At 53.8% G+C, this 15,676-nt stretch carries 15 protein-coding genes, 1 tRNA gene and 2 pseudogenes; 4 read left to right on the plus strand and 14 right to left on the minus strand.

All coding sequences use genetic code 11. The features are described 5' to 3' along the window. Positions 1 to 20 precede the first annotated feature (20 nt). Positions 21 to 1,505, minus strand: coding sequence for a sugar ABC transporter ATP-binding protein (locus AC6I8V_RS12775; RefSeq protein ID WP_497842620.1), 1,485 nt, complete (start codon positions 1,503 to 1,505; stop codon positions 21 to 23). 33 nt (positions 1,506 to 1,538) lie between these two features. Then, on the minus strand, positions 1,539 to 2,462 hold the full coding sequence (locus AC6I8V_RS12780) for a sugar ABC transporter substrate-binding protein (RefSeq protein ID WP_497842621.1): 924 nt from the start codon (positions 2,460 to 2,462) through the stop codon (positions 1,539 to 1,541). A gap of 507 nt (positions 2,463 to 2,969) precedes the next feature. On the opposite strand from AC6I8V_RS12780, the gene AC6I8V_RS12785 reads away from it, so the two are divergent. Next, a tRNA-Asn gene (locus tag AC6I8V_RS12785) sits at positions 2,970 to 3,045 on the plus strand. Between the two features lie 205 nt (positions 3,046 to 3,250). Further along, positions 3,251 to 4,540, plus strand: a complete 1,290-nt coding sequence (locus AC6I8V_RS12790) for a carbohydrate porin (RefSeq protein ID WP_497842622.1) — start codon at positions 3,251 to 3,253, stop codon at positions 4,538 to 4,540. A 318-nt stretch (positions 4,541 to 4,858) separates the two neighbouring features. Here AC6I8V_RS12790 and AC6I8V_RS12795 read toward each other — a convergent pair whose 3' ends face one another. The 5 genes and pseudogenes from AC6I8V_RS12795 to AC6I8V_RS12815 all read right to left on the minus strand — a co-directional run. Continuing rightward, positions 4,859 to 5,005 carry a hypothetical protein gene (locus tag AC6I8V_RS12795; protein ID WP_497842623.1) on the minus strand — a complete coding sequence of 49 codons (147 nt, stop codon included), beginning with the start codon at positions 5,003 to 5,005 and terminating at the stop codon, positions 4,859 to 4,861. 174 nt (positions 5,006 to 5,179) lie between these two features. Then, positions 5,180 to 5,317, minus strand: coding sequence for a hypothetical protein (locus tag AC6I8V_RS12800; RefSeq protein ID WP_497842624.1), 138 nt, complete (start codon positions 5,315 to 5,317; stop codon positions 5,180 to 5,182). A 426-nt stretch (positions 5,318 to 5,743) separates the two neighbouring features. Further along, a complete protein-coding gene (locus AC6I8V_RS12805) occupies positions 5,744 to 6,127 on the minus strand; it encodes a hypothetical protein (RefSeq protein ID WP_497842625.1) in 384 nt (127 codons plus the stop codon). 11 nt (positions 6,128 to 6,138) lie between these two features. Continuing rightward, complete coding sequence (locus tag AC6I8V_RS12810; RefSeq protein WP_497842626.1) at positions 6,139 to 6,498, minus strand: hypothetical protein; 360 nt, start codon at positions 6,496 to 6,498, stop codon at positions 6,139 to 6,141. Beyond that, positions 6,493 to 6,892: pseudogene (locus AC6I8V_RS12815) on the minus strand (RHS repeat-associated core domain-containing protein); the annotation flags it as partial. The pseudogene AC6I8V_RS12815 and the gene AC6I8V_RS12810, both read right to left, overlap by 6 nt. An 18-nt stretch (positions 6,893 to 6,910) precedes the next feature. On the opposite strand from AC6I8V_RS12815, the gene AC6I8V_RS12820 reads away from it, so the two are divergent. Further along, complete coding sequence (locus AC6I8V_RS12820) at positions 6,911 to 6,994, plus strand: SymE family type I addiction module toxin (protein WP_497845836.1); 84 nt, start codon at positions 6,911 to 6,913, stop codon at positions 6,992 to 6,994. Positions 6,995 to 7,038: 44 nt separating this feature from the next. On the opposite strand, the gene AC6I8V_RS12825 is transcribed toward AC6I8V_RS12820, so the two are convergent. The 3 genes and pseudogenes from AC6I8V_RS12825 to AC6I8V_RS12835 form a co-directional block, all read right to left on the minus strand. Then, the gene (locus AC6I8V_RS12825; RefSeq protein WP_497842627.1) at positions 7,039 to 7,425 is read right to left on the minus strand and encodes a hypothetical protein; all 387 of its coding nucleotides are present in this window, start codon (positions 7,423 to 7,425) and stop codon (positions 7,039 to 7,041) included. Next, positions 7,422 to 7,811, minus strand: coding sequence for a hypothetical protein (locus tag AC6I8V_RS12830; protein WP_497842628.1), 390 nt, complete (start codon positions 7,809 to 7,811; stop codon positions 7,422 to 7,424). The genes AC6I8V_RS12825 and AC6I8V_RS12830 overlap by 4 nt, the downstream gene beginning before the upstream one ends. Then, positions 7,799 to 7,888 (minus strand): annotated as a pseudogene (locus AC6I8V_RS12835) (RHS repeat-associated core domain-containing protein); the annotation flags it as partial. The gene AC6I8V_RS12830 and the pseudogene AC6I8V_RS12835, both read right to left, overlap by 13 nt. 255 nt (positions 7,889 to 8,143) lie before the next feature. On the opposite strand from AC6I8V_RS12835, the gene AC6I8V_RS12840 reads away from it, so the two are divergent. Beyond that, positions 8,144 to 8,350, plus strand: a complete 207-nt coding sequence (locus tag AC6I8V_RS12840; RefSeq protein WP_497842629.1) for a SymE family type I addiction module toxin — start codon at positions 8,144 to 8,146, stop codon at positions 8,348 to 8,350. Between the two features lie 44 nt (positions 8,351 to 8,394). Here the strand turns inward: AC6I8V_RS12840 and AC6I8V_RS12845 are convergent, their stop codons facing one another. Genes AC6I8V_RS12845 through AC6I8V_RS12860 form a run of 4 tightly spaced genes read right to left on the minus strand, consistent with a single transcriptional unit; the run spans position 8,395 to position 15,669 of the window. Further along, entirely contained in the window at positions 8,395 to 8,826 is a 432-nt protein-coding gene (locus AC6I8V_RS12845; RefSeq protein ID WP_497842630.1) for an SMI1/KNR4 family protein, read from the minus strand. Continuing rightward, positions 8,823 to 13,328, minus strand: a complete 4,506-nt coding sequence (locus AC6I8V_RS12850; protein ID WP_497842631.1) for an RHS repeat-associated core domain-containing protein — start codon at positions 13,326 to 13,328, stop codon at positions 8,823 to 8,825. The genes AC6I8V_RS12845 and AC6I8V_RS12850 overlap by 4 nt, the downstream gene beginning before the upstream one ends. Positions 13,329 to 13,330: 2 nt before the next feature. Beyond that, positions 13,331 to 13,750 (minus strand): DcrB-related protein, encoded by a 420-nt coding sequence (locus AC6I8V_RS12855; RefSeq protein WP_497842632.1) that lies wholly within the window; start codon positions 13,748 to 13,750, stop codon positions 13,331 to 13,333. Further along, positions 13,747 to 15,669 carry a type VI secretion system Vgr family protein gene (locus tag AC6I8V_RS12860; protein WP_497842633.1) on the minus strand — a complete coding sequence of 641 codons (1,923 nt, stop codon included), beginning with the start codon at positions 15,667 to 15,669 and terminating at the stop codon, positions 13,747 to 13,749. The genes AC6I8V_RS12855 and AC6I8V_RS12860 overlap by 4 nt, the downstream gene beginning before the upstream one ends. Positions 15,670 to 15,676: the final 7 nt, after the last annotated feature.

Consider the following 15,676-nt stretch of genomic DNA (forward strand, 5'->3'; position numbering starts at 1 on the left):
GCTCATAGGTGCCTCGCGCCTCACTCGGATGCCAACGACAAAATGGTTTCCTGGTCGGCTTCTTCTTTATTGAGGATGCCGGTTATACGTCCTGCGTGCATCACCATCACGCGGTCACTCATGCCGAGAATTTCCGGCAGTTCCGACGACACCATGATGATGGCGACGCCGCGGTTTGCCAGTTCGCTGATCAGACGATAGATTTCGGCTTTCGCACCCACGTCAATACCGCGCGTCGGTTCGTCAAGAATCAAAATCTTCGGCTGGGCCAGCAGCCAGCGGGCAATCAACACCTTCTGCTGGTTACCCCCGCTGAGGTTGTTGATGATTTGGTCCATGGTCGGGGTTTTGATGTTCAGCTTGCGGATCTGCTCCATGCAGTCCTGCGCCATTTTGATATGGCTGACAAAGCCGCTTTTGCCGATGTAATCCGGCATGTTGACGATGCTCATGTTCTCCAGCACCGACAGCACCAAAAACAGACCCGACTTTTTACGGTCTTCGGTCAGGAACGCCATGCCCTTCTCAATCGCCGTGGAGGGCGAATCGATTTTCACCGGCACGCCGTCGATCAGCACTTCACCGCTGTCGAAACTCTCCATCCCGAACAGGGTTTCCATCACTTCACTGCGCCCGGCACCGACCAGCCCGGCAACGCCTAGGATTTCGCCTTTGCGCAGCGTGAAGCTGATATCCTGGAAGCGGTCTTTGCAGGTCAGATTGCGGACCGTCAACACCTCGTCGCCAATGGCGTTGTTGAATTTCGGGAACAGCTGGGTCAGCTCACGTCCCACCATCTGGGTAATCAGCGACTGGCGGGTAAACTCGGTGGTGCTGTTGCTGCCCACCCAGGTGCCATCGCGGAAGATGCTGATTTCATCGGTAATCGAGAAAATCTCATCCATTTTGTGGCTGATATAGATGATGGCTTTGCCCTGCTCACGCAGATCACGAATGATGGTGAACAGGTGCGAAACTTCCGTCTCCGTCAGCGCGGAGGTCGGTTCGTCCATAATCACGATGTCTGAGTTCCACGACACCGCTTTGGCGATTTCCACCATCTGCTGGGCGGCGATGCTCAGCTCGCCCACCATACGATCCGCTTTCAGACGGATATTCAGTTTGTTCAGCAGTTGTTGCGTCTGCTGGTTAAGCTTGCCGTGATCGACAAAGCCGTATTTCATCGGTTCGCGACCGAGCCAGATGTTCTCGGCGACGGTCATGTAAGGCACCAGATTCAGTTCCTGGTGAATCATGGAAATCCCGGAACGCAGGGCGTCCATGGTGTCCTGAAACTGCACTGGCTCCCCTTTAATGCGAATGGTGCCCTTATCGGGACGATACATCCCGATAAGGCATTTCATTAAAGTGGATTTGCCTGCGCCATTTTCACCCATCAGGGCATGTACCGACCCCGGTTTTACTCGCAGTGAGACATTATCGAGTGCCTTCACTCCAGGGAAGAACTTGCTGATGCCTTCGGCTTCAAGCGCAAAAGCGTTCATACATCACCTCCGTACGGCTTTGTCGGGATCGGATTATTTTTGGTTCATACTGGTGAATTTGGTGTAGTTGTCTTTAGTAATCAGCTGGAACGGGATATCAACGATCTTCTGCACCTTCTCGCCGTTCACCAGTTTGATTGCTGTCTGTACCGCACCTTCACCCTGTCCTTTTGCGTCCTGGAACACGCTGGCAACCATTTTGCCGTTCTTAATCATCTGTAACGCGTCTGGCGTCCCATCCACCCCGGCGACCAGTACGTGGTTCGGGTTTTTGCCCAGTGCCTGCAAGGCACCGATAGCCATTTCGTCGTTGTTGGAGGCGATAGCCTGGATATCATCGCCAGCTGTCAGCCAGTTGCTAACCACATCCACCGCATCGTTACGGGTGAATTTCGCGGTTTGCTTCTGCACAACTTTAATGTTCGGGTATTTGGCGACCACAGCTTCAACGCCTTTGGTGCGCTCACGGGTGGATTCGTTTGCCAGGTCACCCAGCAGAATCGCGACGTTGCCTTTTTCACCCATGGCTTTCGCCAGCGCTTCCATTTGCAGACGGCCTGCCAGTTCTGAATCGGAGCCGACGAACGCCATTTTGTCGGTCAGCTCGCCGGAAGGTTTGCGGTTAACGAAGATCAGCGGGATGCCCGCTTTGGTGGCGGCGTCAATGACCGGTTTCACCGCATTGGTGTCCACCGGGTTGACGATGATGGCGTCAACGCCCTGGCCGATAAAGTTCTGTACCTGTTGCAGCTGCTGTGCAACGTCGCCTTTCGCGTCTTCGACCTGGCCTTTGATGTTGTCTTTCTGCATCTCTTTCTGCATTGAGGTACGCAGAATGGTCAGGAAGTTATCATCGAACAGCGCCATCGAGACACCAACCTGAAGATCTTTTGCCATAACAGCGGCAGGTAACATGCAGGCTAACAGGGAAGTCACTAACGCTTTTTTAATGTTCATAGGTAACCCTTTTTTATCGTTAACATGCGCAGATTTGCTGATACCACGAATGAAAAAATTCTTTTACATTCACTCAACGTCGCTGGCGTTTTTTATCTGGTTGTAGAGGTAAGGCTTCTGGTTTAACGTTATCGGCTAACAAAGACTCCTTTGTGCAACTTGTTACTTATCAACGATTTATTTTCAAAATGACGTTTCGGGTTTCAAAACTTATTTCGCCCGTGATGATAAGCAGTTCATTTATTTCATCTGTACGTCTTTTGAAATTTTCATCATAAAAGCACTGAAACGCTTGTTTTAAAATCGGCAAATAACAAAACTTTGACACGCCTCTAACATCTGCAGAGAATTGCGTTTAAAGTGAGATCTTGTTGGCAGTTTGAAATCTGATCATTCAAGGCAGAAAACCAGCAATCCGCTGCTTTTCCGCGCACTTAAACCAGAAGTGTGCAGGAGGGCTTTGACAACGGGGATCGGCATCGCTAATATGCGCCTCGTTCCAACGATTCCTCTGTAGTTCAGTCGGTAGAACGGCGGACTGTTAATCCGTATGTCACTGGTTCGAGTCCAGTCAGAGGAGCCAGATTTAGAGAAAGCAGATGTCTTCGGGCATCTGCTTTTTTGCTTTTACAAGCCTCTCATTCCCTTCTACATCCCTGATAAACATAAAGTTACAGTCCGAAAAACCTCGCAACCCAATGTTTGTAATGAAACGTCAAATTCCGGACGCTTTGCCACGAACCAAACGGTACAATAAGCGGGCATATTAACTTTTCCTATTGTACATAATGAACACAATCAGCTTTAAAATCAGTACGTTGTCCGCAGCTCTGCTGTGTGCACTGGTGATGCCTGCCGCACAGGCAACAGATTTCTTCCATCAGGATACAATGACCGGCGACTGGGACGGCGCGCGTAGCGAACTGGTGCAGCATGGCGTCAACTTAACGGGCGACTACGTTTCTGAAACAGCCGGTGTCCTGAACGGTGGTCAGTCTTATGGCACGCGTTATGCGCAGCAAATCCGTCTGGGTGCGACCTTTGATTTGAATCGACTGTTCGACGCGGAACATGCCGGTACCGTCCAACTCCTGATTAACGACCGTCGTGGACGCAGCACCTCTGCCGATCTGGTCGGCAACCGCTTGCCGATCCAGGAAGTGTATGGCGGCGAATATACCCGTCTGAGCGAATTCAGCTACGCCAATACCCTCTTCACCCCGCAGTTGCAGTACAAACTTGGCCTGATGGCGATGGGCAATGATTTTGGCGGCATGTCGATTCTGGGCAACTTTATGAACGCCGGATTCTGCGCGCACCCGTTGTCTTTGTCAGGTGGTAGCGGCTGGGGTAACTACCCGACGGCACACCTGGGCGGTGAGTTGAAATACAACTTCAATGACAGCTGGGCGCTGCAAACGGCGGTGTTTAATGTTAACCCGGAGCAAAACAGCGAATCGTCGCGCGCGTTCAAACCTTTCGCGCCTGGCACCACCGGTTATATCGTGCCGGTTGAGCTGATCTACAACTTCCACAGCGCGCTGCCGGGACAGTACAAGCTGGGTTACTACTACGACAGCTCCAACGTCGCGCGGATTGATCTGCCCGATCAGCGCGCTGATAAGCGCTGGGGCGCTTACCTATTGGCCGATCAGACCGTATGGCAATCCGCGACGCTGCGCAGCCAGAACCTGCACCTGTTTGGTCAGGCGACCACCACCGACGAAGCAACTTCCCCGTTCCGTCACTGGTATTCTGCTGGCCTGGTGCTGAATGGACCGTTCGAAGCACGTCCGAATGATGCCATCGCCATTGGCTATGGCCGTGCGGTGTACAATCAGCACAGCCGTGATAACGCGGTTAACAGCCTGCAAGCGAAAGGTGAGCTGGCGGAAGCCGAAATGGTAAACAGCCTGGATATTGGCGAGCAGCTGGTTGAAATGACTTATACCCTGCAAGCCACGCCGTGGCTTTCGGTGCGTCCAAGCGTGCAGTACATCAAAGAACCAGGGGCATTCTCTAATAAAGATATTAAAGATGCCTGGGTTGCTGGTGTGCAGGTAAAAGTGAAGTTTTGATAAACAACGCTCTCCACGCCAGACGTGGGGGGCGTATTCCTGGTCACAACATCCATTCGTAATAATCGGGACGCGTTTCAGCGTTGAGAGTTGATAGCACGCATCAGCTTTTCCGTCTCCGTGAAGACGGTTGTTTTTTCGGGATTGTAAGCGGAAGAAGAATGGATACAGGGGGAGAGATGGCGGTGCGCTGGTTATTGGGCGGTCAGAGTTGAGGGGAATAAGTATCGGGTTAAGCTCGTTGCTGGCTTTATTTTTTAAAGCTGGATAGGTTTGTAGTCGATGATGAAGGACATAAGATTTATTGTTTCAGAAACATTATCGGATTTCATGCTGGTAATATTTCCCATTTTCTATATCATTTCTTGATTCCAAATCAAAAGATTCTTCAACATATAGCCAACCAGCATCAGGTAATTCATTGCGCTTTTCCAGTAATGCATCAAAACCAGAAATAACAATCATTTAACACCTCATTTTCGGCATTTAGTTCCGCTACCCCATTTATTACACCCACCAGTACCATCAGGATGATAAATTTTATGGTAGCTTTTATGGTCATTGAAGTCGGCCAGTTGTAAGGAACCTGGGACATCACCGTGATGTCAGGTCATATCTTTAGGCGATGAACCTCTAAAGTTACCATTTCTTCATGGGCTGAACATGTTCAACCACACCAGGAAGTTTTGTTTGTAACTCACGCTTAAATTCAGGATTAGTGTGAAGTCGGTTATAAGCGGACTCGTTTTCACGGCTAAAATTCTCTTCATCCGTCATCGTATATTCACCAGATTCTAATGTATTCTCATGAAATATGATTATATTCCCCTAACCCACTCTGACCTTCACATTTATATAATCCAAGTGGATCTATCCCCTCCAGCGCATTCGGCGCCTATGTCTCACAAGCATCTTTGAAAAGAATAGTTGGTTCCTGAAACTTTTCACTTAGTGACAACACTGGTTTTTCAAGAGTAATTATGACGCCCCTTACCCAGTTATTTTTCCTGAAGGATATTTTTTATCCTTATGAATTCACATTACAACTTTTTTGCCGTTTTTTCATTAAACACATTATAACCCCAATGGCCATCTATCCAAAACTTTTACGCCACCTAACCGCCATGGGTGTTCAAAAAATTGACTTTCTGTTAAATGCTCACGCGCAAGGTTAGAGTACTATTACGTGACATGTTATATCCGTTACTCTATTTTATTCCCATCGACCCATAAGCCTTCTTTAGAAGAAGAACGCCCTCGCCTGATAAATGCACAACCAATAATTTTACTATTGTAGATAATGCAATCACCAGAAAATGAATCATTTTTCAAAGGAAATACTTTGACCATTTCATCCTCAGAATAGAGTGACAATCTTTTTATTAACTCACTTAACCCAAAAACATCACTTCCTGAACTAGAGTAATTTACTCTTCTTTTTTTAAACTTAATCAATAGTAACTTTACTCTTTCATCGTAAGGAGTACCGATTTGCAAACTATTAGACTTAATGATTTCATTTAATTTTATCGTCCACTCTCCATTGCCCTCAGTAATAATAGATCTCAGGTATTTTATATATTCCATGACTTCATACCTCATAAGCCATTAACAGTAGCACCTGTGCGCGTGCCTAATTGCAACATTTCGACTTCTCCCCAGTCATTAACATGCGTCCATCCCCATGACCACGATGCTCCCTGAGGAAGAGCGCCAACAGGAACGCTTAATCGTACTCCCCCTGGTCCATCTTTATTAGCATGACCCAGGGCCATTTCTTTATCTGCAGTCCACGATACAAATTGACTTTCTCCTGTTAATCCACCTTCCACATGCTGCTCAAGAGTCAAATCAGCGTGTGGATTTGCTGGTTTCACAATACATTTTCTGGCATTTTCTATTTCGGGATGTTTAGCGCTGACACCTCTATATAACTTTTTAGTTTCAGTACAGCTCAACCCCAGCGGATCTATCCACGTTAACGCATTCGGCGCATAAGAGTAAGGATTCAGCGCCCCGCCAGCCCTATCGGGTCCAGCTGCGTATACCGCCCGCTGCACGGGTCATAGTACCGAAAAGTGTATAGTGCAGACCGGTTTCACGGTCAAGGTACTGCCCCTGGAATCTCAGGTTCTGCGGCACATCCCAGTCTGCCGCCGCGTGCTCCCTTCGGCTCTCACCCCAGGCTTTGAACGCGTCCTGCCAGGCTGTGTCACCCCGGCTGTCCGTCACCCGATCCGGCAGCCCGTTGATCTCCGTATGATACCAGTACACCTCCGCGTGCTGCTGATGGCTGTCAATGCGTGCCAGCGGCGCTTAATTGTTTTTCGCGTAGACGTACTGTGCCGCCGCGAGAACCGCGGGAAGTGGCTGCGCGAGGTGGGATTTGAGACTGGCCAGCCGGTCACCGTCCGGGTGAAGGCAGGTTGTCTGATCCTGACGGCTGACTGCTAAAATAAAAAGCCGGAAAGATCATTAAGATCGGTTCCGGCTTAACATCAGGGATGTTTAATACCTAATTTTTCCTTTTCCCATTTTAATTCATCTTCACTTTTTATTCTAAGCTTTACTATTGAAACACCTAAAACCTTAGATTTTGATTCATCAAGATATAAATCGAACCCATACTTACTATCGGAACCACTTAAAATATAGATGTCCTTATCCATACTTTTATTAAGACTTTTTTTAAGCGACGAAAAGCCTATAATATCGCTTCCATTCTTTCTGACATTTTCGATGTGAATATCTATTTCCTCAATCGATCTATTTCTATCTTTTTTTGTTAAAAGTAAATTACCGACACCTTTAAAATCAATGTATTGTCGCAAAACCTTTGGTGCTAAAGAATCTAAAATTAATTGTTCACGGCTATGCTCTATCATGGCAAAAATACCTCTATATCTCCGCTTCGAGGCCCTCTAAGCAGGACTTCTTGCTCGTAGTATTTATCTGGTGACCATGCCCATGACCAACCAGCACCTTCTGGAGGAGCACCTGTCTTAACTCTCAAGATTACACCATCTTCCTTAGCAAATTTCCTGGCAATATCAGGATCTCTAGTCCATGACGTAAATGGGCTGTTCGCAGATAATTCACCCAAATTGTGCTCATCTTCAGAAATATTTGATTTGATATTACCGGGAGATACACGGCCTTTAAGAGCATTAACTTCATCTGGATGTCCGCGATGTATTCCACGATATAAATATTCACCTTCAACATGAGGTGGCAAGCGTTTAGTTGGTCTGGTGGCATTACAATTACTCAACCCCAGCGGATCTATCCACGTTAACGCATTCGGCGCATAAGCGTAAAGATTCAGCCCCCCGCCAGCCCTATCGGGTCATAGGGACGATTCCGGTGCCATCATACTTTTTAGCTGGGTTAACCTGCTGATGTCATTGCTTTTTCACGGACAGCTTTTCCCGTTTTCAGCAGGCTGTTAACACGCAGACCCCCGACGCGCACTTTGGCCCCGCGCACGCTACCGCCACGCCGTGACCTTCCCTGTCTGCACCCCCTCATACTACCAGCCAGGCTCAGTCCGGCAACCCGTGCACGGCGTGCAGCTTGCCACAACAACTAAGCGAGGTAGTTATCATGGCTGGACACGATGGTAAGCCAGAAGGGAAGATTTCCAAAACGGAACGGCGCTGCATTGTGGGCTACCGCCCAAACGGCGGTGACCGCAGCACCCCGCAGGTGAGCATCGCGGGCAAGTGGCTGCGGGAGGTCGGGTTTGAGACCGGCCAGCCGGTTACCGTCAGGATTGAGGCGGGTTGTCTGATCCTGACGGCAGGCAGCTAAAATAAAAAGCCGGAAGGATCGTTAAGATCGCTTCCGGCTTTTCATCAAAGGTAAGCTTTTATTCTTTTCTCTATATATTCAATAAAATTTTGTGCATACAGTTCATTTTTATTACCCAACTCAAGGTAGACTTGATTACCACCATCTGTTTTAAAAAAAAACTCCTCACCAAAATCTGTATTAGATAAAACGACCTTCCCTAATGACACATTATTTGAGGAGATAACATTTTGATAGGTGATATCGCCACCAACGGCCTCATCAAAAGGCACGCAATAAATACTATAGATCTCTTCACCACTAATTTCACCACCGCCATAGATATTTAAAAACCACTTATAATCATCTGGCAACTGAACACCTAAAGCTTTCTCGGTTTTCTGGATCCACTCCGCGGAAGGAGCATCTTCTGATGTTCCGAAGTTACAAACATCCTCATGATCATCAATCAATTTAATGAGTTCATTCCTGTTCATTGATATTCGCTCGCTCTGAAAGCCCAGTAATCTTCACGCCAGGCATTAAATACGGTTCTATTTATTCCTGAAGGAATCGTATTTGGATTAATATGAATAATTCCATGATTAACTTTATGGAATGTCTGACTCATTTCTGCAATTGGCCCATCCTGAGACTGAAGCATATGATGCAAGTTCACTGCTTTACCATCATATCCAACAGGAGCACGACCAGTTGCCATCCTTTCAATATTTGTCCCTTTGAATACTTTTCCTTTGTCACGCCAAGTTGTCATGAGATTTGGATCAAACAAGTCATCGCGTTGATAAACCTTATTACCTTTAAAATCAATAGGATTATCTTTCCAGAATTCTCTATCTGTTGAGCACTTGCTCAAACCCAGTGGGTCTATCCACATCAGTGGATTCGGCGCATACGCATACAGGTTAATCCCCCCCGCCAGCCCTATCGGGTCCAGCTGCGTATAACGCCCGCTGCACGGGTCATAGTACCGAAAAGTGTTATAGTGCAGACCGGTTTCACGGTCAAGGTACTGCCCCTGGAATCTCAGGTTCTGCGGCACATCCCAGTCTGCCGCCGCGTGCTCCCTTCGGCTCTCACCCCAGGCTTTGAACGCGCCCTGCCAGGCTGTGTCACCCCGGCTGTCCGTCACCCGATCCGGCAGCCCGTTGATCTCCGTATGATACCAGTACACCTCCGCGTGCTGCTGATGGCTGTCAATGCGTGCCAGCGGCGCATAACTGTTTTCCGCATAGACATACTGCACCGCCGCATCCGGTCTGCTGTCGCTGCGCTCACCTACCATCTGCATACCCGACCACGCGTACTGCGTCCGTTCGGGATGAAGGCGGTGACGCCGCCAGAGCCACTTTTCCGTGCGGCGGCCCAGCGCGTCGTAGCGGTATTCCGCTTTGGTGAACTCCGGGTCGCCCTCCATCAGCACCTGGCTGATGCGGTGTTCATCATCGTAACTGAAACGCTGGACGATGCCGCGATGGCTGTCGTGCCGTTCAGTCATACGGCCAAAGCCATCATATTCCCAGCGCACGCCATTCAGGCGCTTCAGCAGATTGTCCCACACCGGATGCAAATCCTCCGTGGTGCGGTTATCCGCCGCGTCATACCAGAAACGTTCTTCGCCGCCCGGTTCAATGCTGCGCGTCATTCTGCCCGCCGCATCGTAGCCCCATAGCGACTGACGATACTTCTCCGCCGGGCCGGACGGTGCGCCATCGGTGATCATCTGCCGGATGATCTGGTCGGCACGATCCCACTGGTAGCGGCGCTCCGACACCAGCCGCTGACGCAGATTATCCGTGCAGCGACGCTGCGTGATGCGACCGGCCATATCGTACTGCGTCGCCAGCGTCAGCTCCCCCAGGGTGCGCTGGGTTTCGCGGTGCAGCTTATCGCGCTCATAGCCCGCCAGCGGCAGCGTTTTTCCGCCAAGGGAGAGCTGCATCTCCAGCAGGTGTCCGGTGCCGTAGCGCAGGTACTGAACCTCGCGCCCGTCCGGGTAAGTAGTGGCGCTCAGGTTGCTGAGCGCGTCGTACTGATGACGATATTCCCCGGCGTGGTTCTCTTCGCTAACCAGCATCCCCAGCTGATTGCGCCGGAACACCACCACCTCCGCTGGCTCCGGCTCGCGCATGTCGATCATCGCCTGCCGCCATTGGTCGTAAGGATAACGATGGATCGCCGTGCTCAGCGCGTCGTAGCGATACTCGGTGCGGTGCCGGTCCGATTCCCGCGCCACCATCCGGCCAATGGCATCGTATTCATAATGCATCACCTGTGGTGCCAGCCTGCTGTCGCTGTCCGGGTGACGGACCAGCGTCGCCACCTGCTGCGCGGCGTTGTAGTGATATTCCGTGCTGCGCCCGGCGTAATCCTGCTGCTGCGTCAGCAGCCCGGCCGGGCTGTAGTCAAAACGCCACTGCTGGCCGTTGCCGTTGGTCAGCGTCACCAGCCGCCCGGCGCGGTTAAAGCCAAAACGCGTCACCTGCCCGGCCGGATCGATGACCTCAGTGACCTGACCACGCGCGTTGAGCGTGACCTTCTGCTCCAGCATCCCGTCGACGTTATGGCCACACAGCAGCCCGGCGTGGTTATAGTTGAACAGGGTTTCGCGCCCGTCGGCGCGCACGTAGGTTTTCAGGCGTCCCGCCGCACTCCAGACGTAGCCATCGGTGTTGCCCAGCGCATCGGTGGTGTGGGTAAGCCTGCCGCCTGCGTCATACTGGCGGCGCGACGGATAGCCCGAGCAATCCTCTTCACGGATAAGCTGCCCGCGCTCGTCCCACCAGAAGCGGTGGGTGTTGTCCAGCGCGTCGGTGCGGCAGATCAGGTCGCCCTGCCCGTTCCATGCAAAACGGGTGACGCCGCCCTGCGGATCGGTCAGCGCCACCACATCGCCTGCCAGGTTGTATTCGTACTGCCAGAGCGCGCCGTCCGGCAGCACCTCCTTCAGCGGCAGGGCATACAGCGGATGCCAGGTCGTCAGCGTGGTTCTGCCCAGCGGGTCACGCGCCATCGTCAGATTGCCGCGCGCATCCCATGCGTATTCATGCCGCGCGCCGTCCGGCTGCACCAGCGCCAGCAGCTGTTCGCTATCCCCCACCCAGCTGAACTGCCAGTCGCCGCCGTGCACGTCGGTGTACGCCGTGATGCGCGACATCGCGTCCCAGTGGTGTTCGCTGGCTACGCCCTCGTCGCTGCTGACGCTGGCGCAACGTTGTTGTTCATCGGCATCAATGCGCCAGCTTTCCAGCAGCGCGTCCTGCCCGTCATGCACCTGGTAAGCCGTAACGCGCCAGTGACGCGGGTTCGCCGCCGGTCGCCACTGATAGTGCACCGTCAGCCCGGTGGCAAAGCCGTGCCACGCCAGCATGTCGCTCGCCCGGTCCCAGCCGTAGCGACGCGTGACGATGCCGTCTGCATCCGTCACCGCCGTCAGCTGACCGTGCTCATTAAAGGCATAGGAGACCAGCAGATGCCGCGCTCCGGCGTACACCTGGTACACCGCGCTCAGCCGCCCCGCCTGATACGTCAGCTCCACATCCAGCGCATCGTTATCGCCGGAGATGCGCACCAGCTGCCCCTGCGCGTTCCAGCTGAAATGCCGGACATTTTCATGGCGGTCATACATCCGGTGCATACGCCACTCACCCGGCCGGGTTGGGTCCGGCTCATACAGCTGGTGCTCCCCTTCGCCGGTGCGGATTACCATCGCCCCGTTCGGGCTGGAGAACAGCGTCATGCCATCCTCCTGAAAGTCGATCACATCCCCGGCGCTCACTTCCCCCATGCCCAGCTCGCGGCCGGTCATATCGCGGAACATCAGCTGATTACCCGCCAGACGATACAGCCGCGTTTCGAACGGCAGCATCCAGCCGGTTCCCAGCATCCCGGTCGCCAGATTGCGGCTATGGTAGATGCGCTGCCAGTGGAGCGGCATTCTGTCCGGCAGCACAAAATCGAGGTCCTCTTCCTGTGCGAGGATTTTCGCTCCGGTGGCGATATTCACCGGGAAAGCAGTCTGGCTGCTTTTGATTAATGCCTGCGCGGCGGCATCGGTGACGATGGTGCCGCCAATCGGGCAGACGATGTCTTTAGCCAGCTGGCGCAGCAGCAGGCGGCTGTAACCGAAGCGCCACAGCTGCGGCAAAATCCCCACCAGCGCGCCGCCAATCAGGTTGCCCGCCATATATGCCAGCATGTTTTTGCCGCTGTGAATGTCACGCACGGTGATCGTATCGCCGCCGATGCGCACTCGCGGGTTCTCGCTAAGTTTGATTTCCGCTTCGCAGGTGCTTTTGTCGCCGTTACGCGCGGCAGGCTGGTTATTGATCAGGACCTTTTTCGACCCCTGCGCAATAAAGTTGCTGCTGGTGACCATATGGCCTTTGGTGCAGGCCACGGTGTCCTGCGGCAGCGGCGAGGCATACGGACTGGCGCTGGCCACCACCGGCTGCGTCAGGCTGGTCCAGACGCTTTTGCCCCAGTCTTTGACGTCGTCCGTGGTGAGATGGCTGGCGTGCTCCGCCACCGCCGCCAGCGCGGCGCCGGGGTTCAGCGCCGTGCGCATCGCGGCCGCCACGCCGGTCAGCGCCAGCATTCCAACGGCCGCCCAGTCGATACCGGCATCTGCCGCAACCGGGGTGTTGAGATAGTCGCGATCGACACTCCCGGCTGCACGCGCCGCGTTTTTGCCCATGATATGGACGTTAGCGGAGCCGGTGAGAATAAGGGCATCGGGCGGTCCGGGGTCGATCAGGCTGTCGACAAATTTCGCCGCCGTATCGCCGGTTTCTTCCAGTTTGCCGCTGAAAATCAGCCCGGCAATCACCGCGCCGCCGATCAGCGCCCCAACGCCGGTACCCGCGGCGATCATCACGCCGGCGACAATCGCCCCTTCCACCAGCCCGCCGACAAAATCCGCCAGCGCCGAGCTGTGAACCAGCGGATCGGTAATCCGTGCTGCAAGATAGTCCGTCATCCTCAGGCCTCCGGTTGCAGACCTGCTTTCACTGATGTCCAGAATGCCTCGGCATCAGCGTCAAAGGGTGCCAGGCGGCTGAGGGTAAACGCCAGCAGATGATCGTCCATCCGGGTGACAGCGAGTTTTTCATGTACCAGCACATGCTGATTTTCGAAGCGCAGCGCCACTTCACGCCCGGGCGAACCGGCAATGTGGCTCTCCTCCACATCGCCTATCACCACCTTTTTCATGCTGCGTTTGATTTTCGCCAGTTGCTGGTTGAGGTAGTTTTCCTCTTCGCCGGGCTTGATGTCCCATGCGCGGGTAATGACCAGCGTCGCGCCTGTTTCCGGGAATTTTAAGACGTTAATGCTGTGGTCCTGATACGCGGCGGGCAGGTGGAGCACGCCTTCAGAAAGGGTAAAAGGTACGGTTTTCATGATTTATCATTCCCTTGATTGAAGGCTTTTTTTACCGCCGCCTGAATTTGCGCCGGGGTTGGCTCCACCGGTTGCGACGCGCCGGGCTGTTTGAGATTGAGATCCAGCGTGCCGCCGGTGTTGATTTCTCCGGCACCGGACGCCTCAATATTAAAATTCACGCACTGCAACGTGACCTGGCCGTTAGCACCCAGCTCCAGCACCGATTTACCCGCCACCAGCAGAATGCCGCTATCCGACGCCTGTACGATCGCCCCCTGCACCTGCTGGACAAATCCCCCGCCAATCACCTCAGAGTGCGACAGCTGGGTCGCCTGGGCGTGTGCCCCCGCGACGGAACCGGTGTAATCCTGGGTTACGCTCACGGTGCGGGAACCGCCGACGCTGTGGGTTTCGTCATTTTTGACGTTGGTATCCATATTCTTCTGCGCCTGGATCCACAGCTGCTCCTCACCGGCCTTATCCTCGAAGCGCAGCGCGTTGGCGGTATCGGTGGTGCCATCTTTGGTACGGCTGAGAAACCCCATCTGGGTCGCGGCGGCGGGCAGCGCCCACGGCGGCATACTCGCCTCGTTATAAACACGGCCAATAATCAGCGGGCGATCCGGGTCGCCGTTGATAAAGTCCACCACCACTTCGTCACCGACGCGCGGGATCTGCACGCCGCCAAATCCCTGACCGGCCCAGGCGCTGGAGACGCGTACCCAGCACGAGCTGGTGTCGTCGCCTTTTGCCAGCCGATCCCAGTGGAACTTCACCTTCACCCGGCCATAGCGATCGGTCCAGATCGACTCTCCCTGCGGCCCCACCACCTTCGCCGTTTGCGGGCCATGCGTCTTCGGCCAGGGGGTGACGGGCGGCGCGCGGAAAGTGATGGTTGCTGGCAACACGCTAAAGGTGATGTTGTGGGTGGTGGTGATATCGCCGCTGGCGTAGCTGTTCTCTTCGAAATCGTATTGCGCGCTGGTGGTCAGATATTTGCCGTTGTCGCTGAAGTGCGGCGCATTGAGCAGCGTAAACGTGTAGCCCGGCGCGATCCCGGTCGCCGTGCCGCTGCCGCTCACGCTGTGGTGCTCCACCTCCCACTCCTCCTGGCGGATGCGGGTATAAAACTCGCCGTGGCTGTGGTCCACAAAATGCCCCGGCCAGTCGTAGACGTCCACCGTGCCGGGAGTTGGTGCCACCGGGTTCTGCCGCGCCTGCAACATCCAGGCATTCGGCTTGCGGAAATCGTAGTCGTCGGTGCTGTACATCCCCGGCGTCACGCTCTCCGCCAGCGACCACTGGCTGATGCCCTCCTCCGTCACGCTGCCACCTGCCGGGGCAACGTGGTACGGAATGGTTTCGTAGCCGCTGAACGGCTGGTGCTGGTCCGCCGCGTCGCACAGCACCAGGGTGTGCCGGTCTGCTTCGTGGCGGAACCAGTAGTAAATCCCCTCCAGCTCCATCAGGCGGCTGATAAAGTCATAGCTGCTTTCCTGATACTGCACGCAGTAATCCCACACCCGGTAGCTGCTGCTGAGCCGCGTTTCCACGTTGACGTTGTACTCCTTCAGCAGCGTCTGCACGATTTGCGGAACCGTCTGGCTCTGGAAGATGCGCAGGTTGCGGTCGCGCTTCATCGGCCACAGATCGGGTTCGACCCGCAGGGCGTACACCGCGTAGCGCGTACCGTTCAGCTCCTCGCTGCGCACTGCCACACGGGTGATTTTACCGTTGATATAGCGCGGGCTGGTCAGGCTCTCGGTCGGCAGCGTAAAGGTGATCGCTTTGCCCAGCAGCGCATGGCGATCGATACGCGCGTCGGTGGAGAGCAGATCGGCCTCCAGCGTAAATGACTCCGAGAGGGCTTCACGTCCGTTGAGTTTCCAGAACAGCAGGCCCGCCATGGGGAGCTGGACGGTGATGCGTGAGAACATAAGGAAA

Source organism: Pantoea sp. X-Soil-TKNS-1207 (assembly GCF_059730485.1).

Coding starts and splice junctions, on each gene's coding strand:
- AC6I8V_RS12775 (WP_497842620.1), bottom strand. CDS start 1,505: ATGAACGCTTTTGCGCTTGAAGCCGAAGGCATCAGCAAGTTCTTCCCT.
- AC6I8V_RS12780 (WP_497842621.1), bottom strand. CDS start 2,462: ATGAACATTAAAAAAGCGTTAGTGACTTCCCTGTTAGCCTGCATGTTA.
- AC6I8V_RS12790 (WP_497842622.1), top strand. CDS start 3,251: ATGAACACAATCAGCTTTAAAATCAGTACGTTGTCCGCAGCTCTGCTG.
- AC6I8V_RS12795 (WP_497842623.1), bottom strand. CDS start 5,005: ATGATTGTTATTTCTGGTTTTGATGCATTACTGGAAAAGCGCAATGAA.
- AC6I8V_RS12800 (WP_497842624.1), bottom strand. CDS start 5,317: ATGACGGATGAAGAGAATTTTAGCCGTGAAAACGAGTCCGCTTATAAC.
- AC6I8V_RS12805 (WP_497842625.1), bottom strand. CDS start 6,127: ATGGAATATATAAAATACCTGAGATCTATTATTACTGAGGGCAATGGA.
- AC6I8V_RS12825 (WP_497842627.1), bottom strand. CDS start 7,425: ATGATAGAGCATAGCCGTGAACAATTAATTTTAGATTCTTTAGCACCA.
- AC6I8V_RS12840 (WP_497842629.1), top strand. CDS start 8,144: ATGGCTGGACACGATGGTAAGCCAGAAGGGAAGATTTCCAAAACGGAA.
- AC6I8V_RS12845 (WP_497842630.1), bottom strand. CDS start 8,826: ATGAACAGGAATGAACTCATTAAATTGATTGATGATCATGAGGATGTT.
- AC6I8V_RS12850 (WP_497842631.1), bottom strand. CDS start 13,328: ATGACGGACTATCTTGCAGCACGGATTACCGATCCGCTGGTTCACAGC.
- AC6I8V_RS12855 (WP_497842632.1), bottom strand. CDS start 13,750: ATGAAAACCGTACCTTTTACCCTTTCTGAAGGCGTGCTCCACCTGCCC.
- AC6I8V_RS12860 (WP_497842633.1), bottom strand. CDS start 15,669: ATGTTCTCACGCATCACCGTCCAGCTCCCCATGGCGGGCCTGCTGTTC.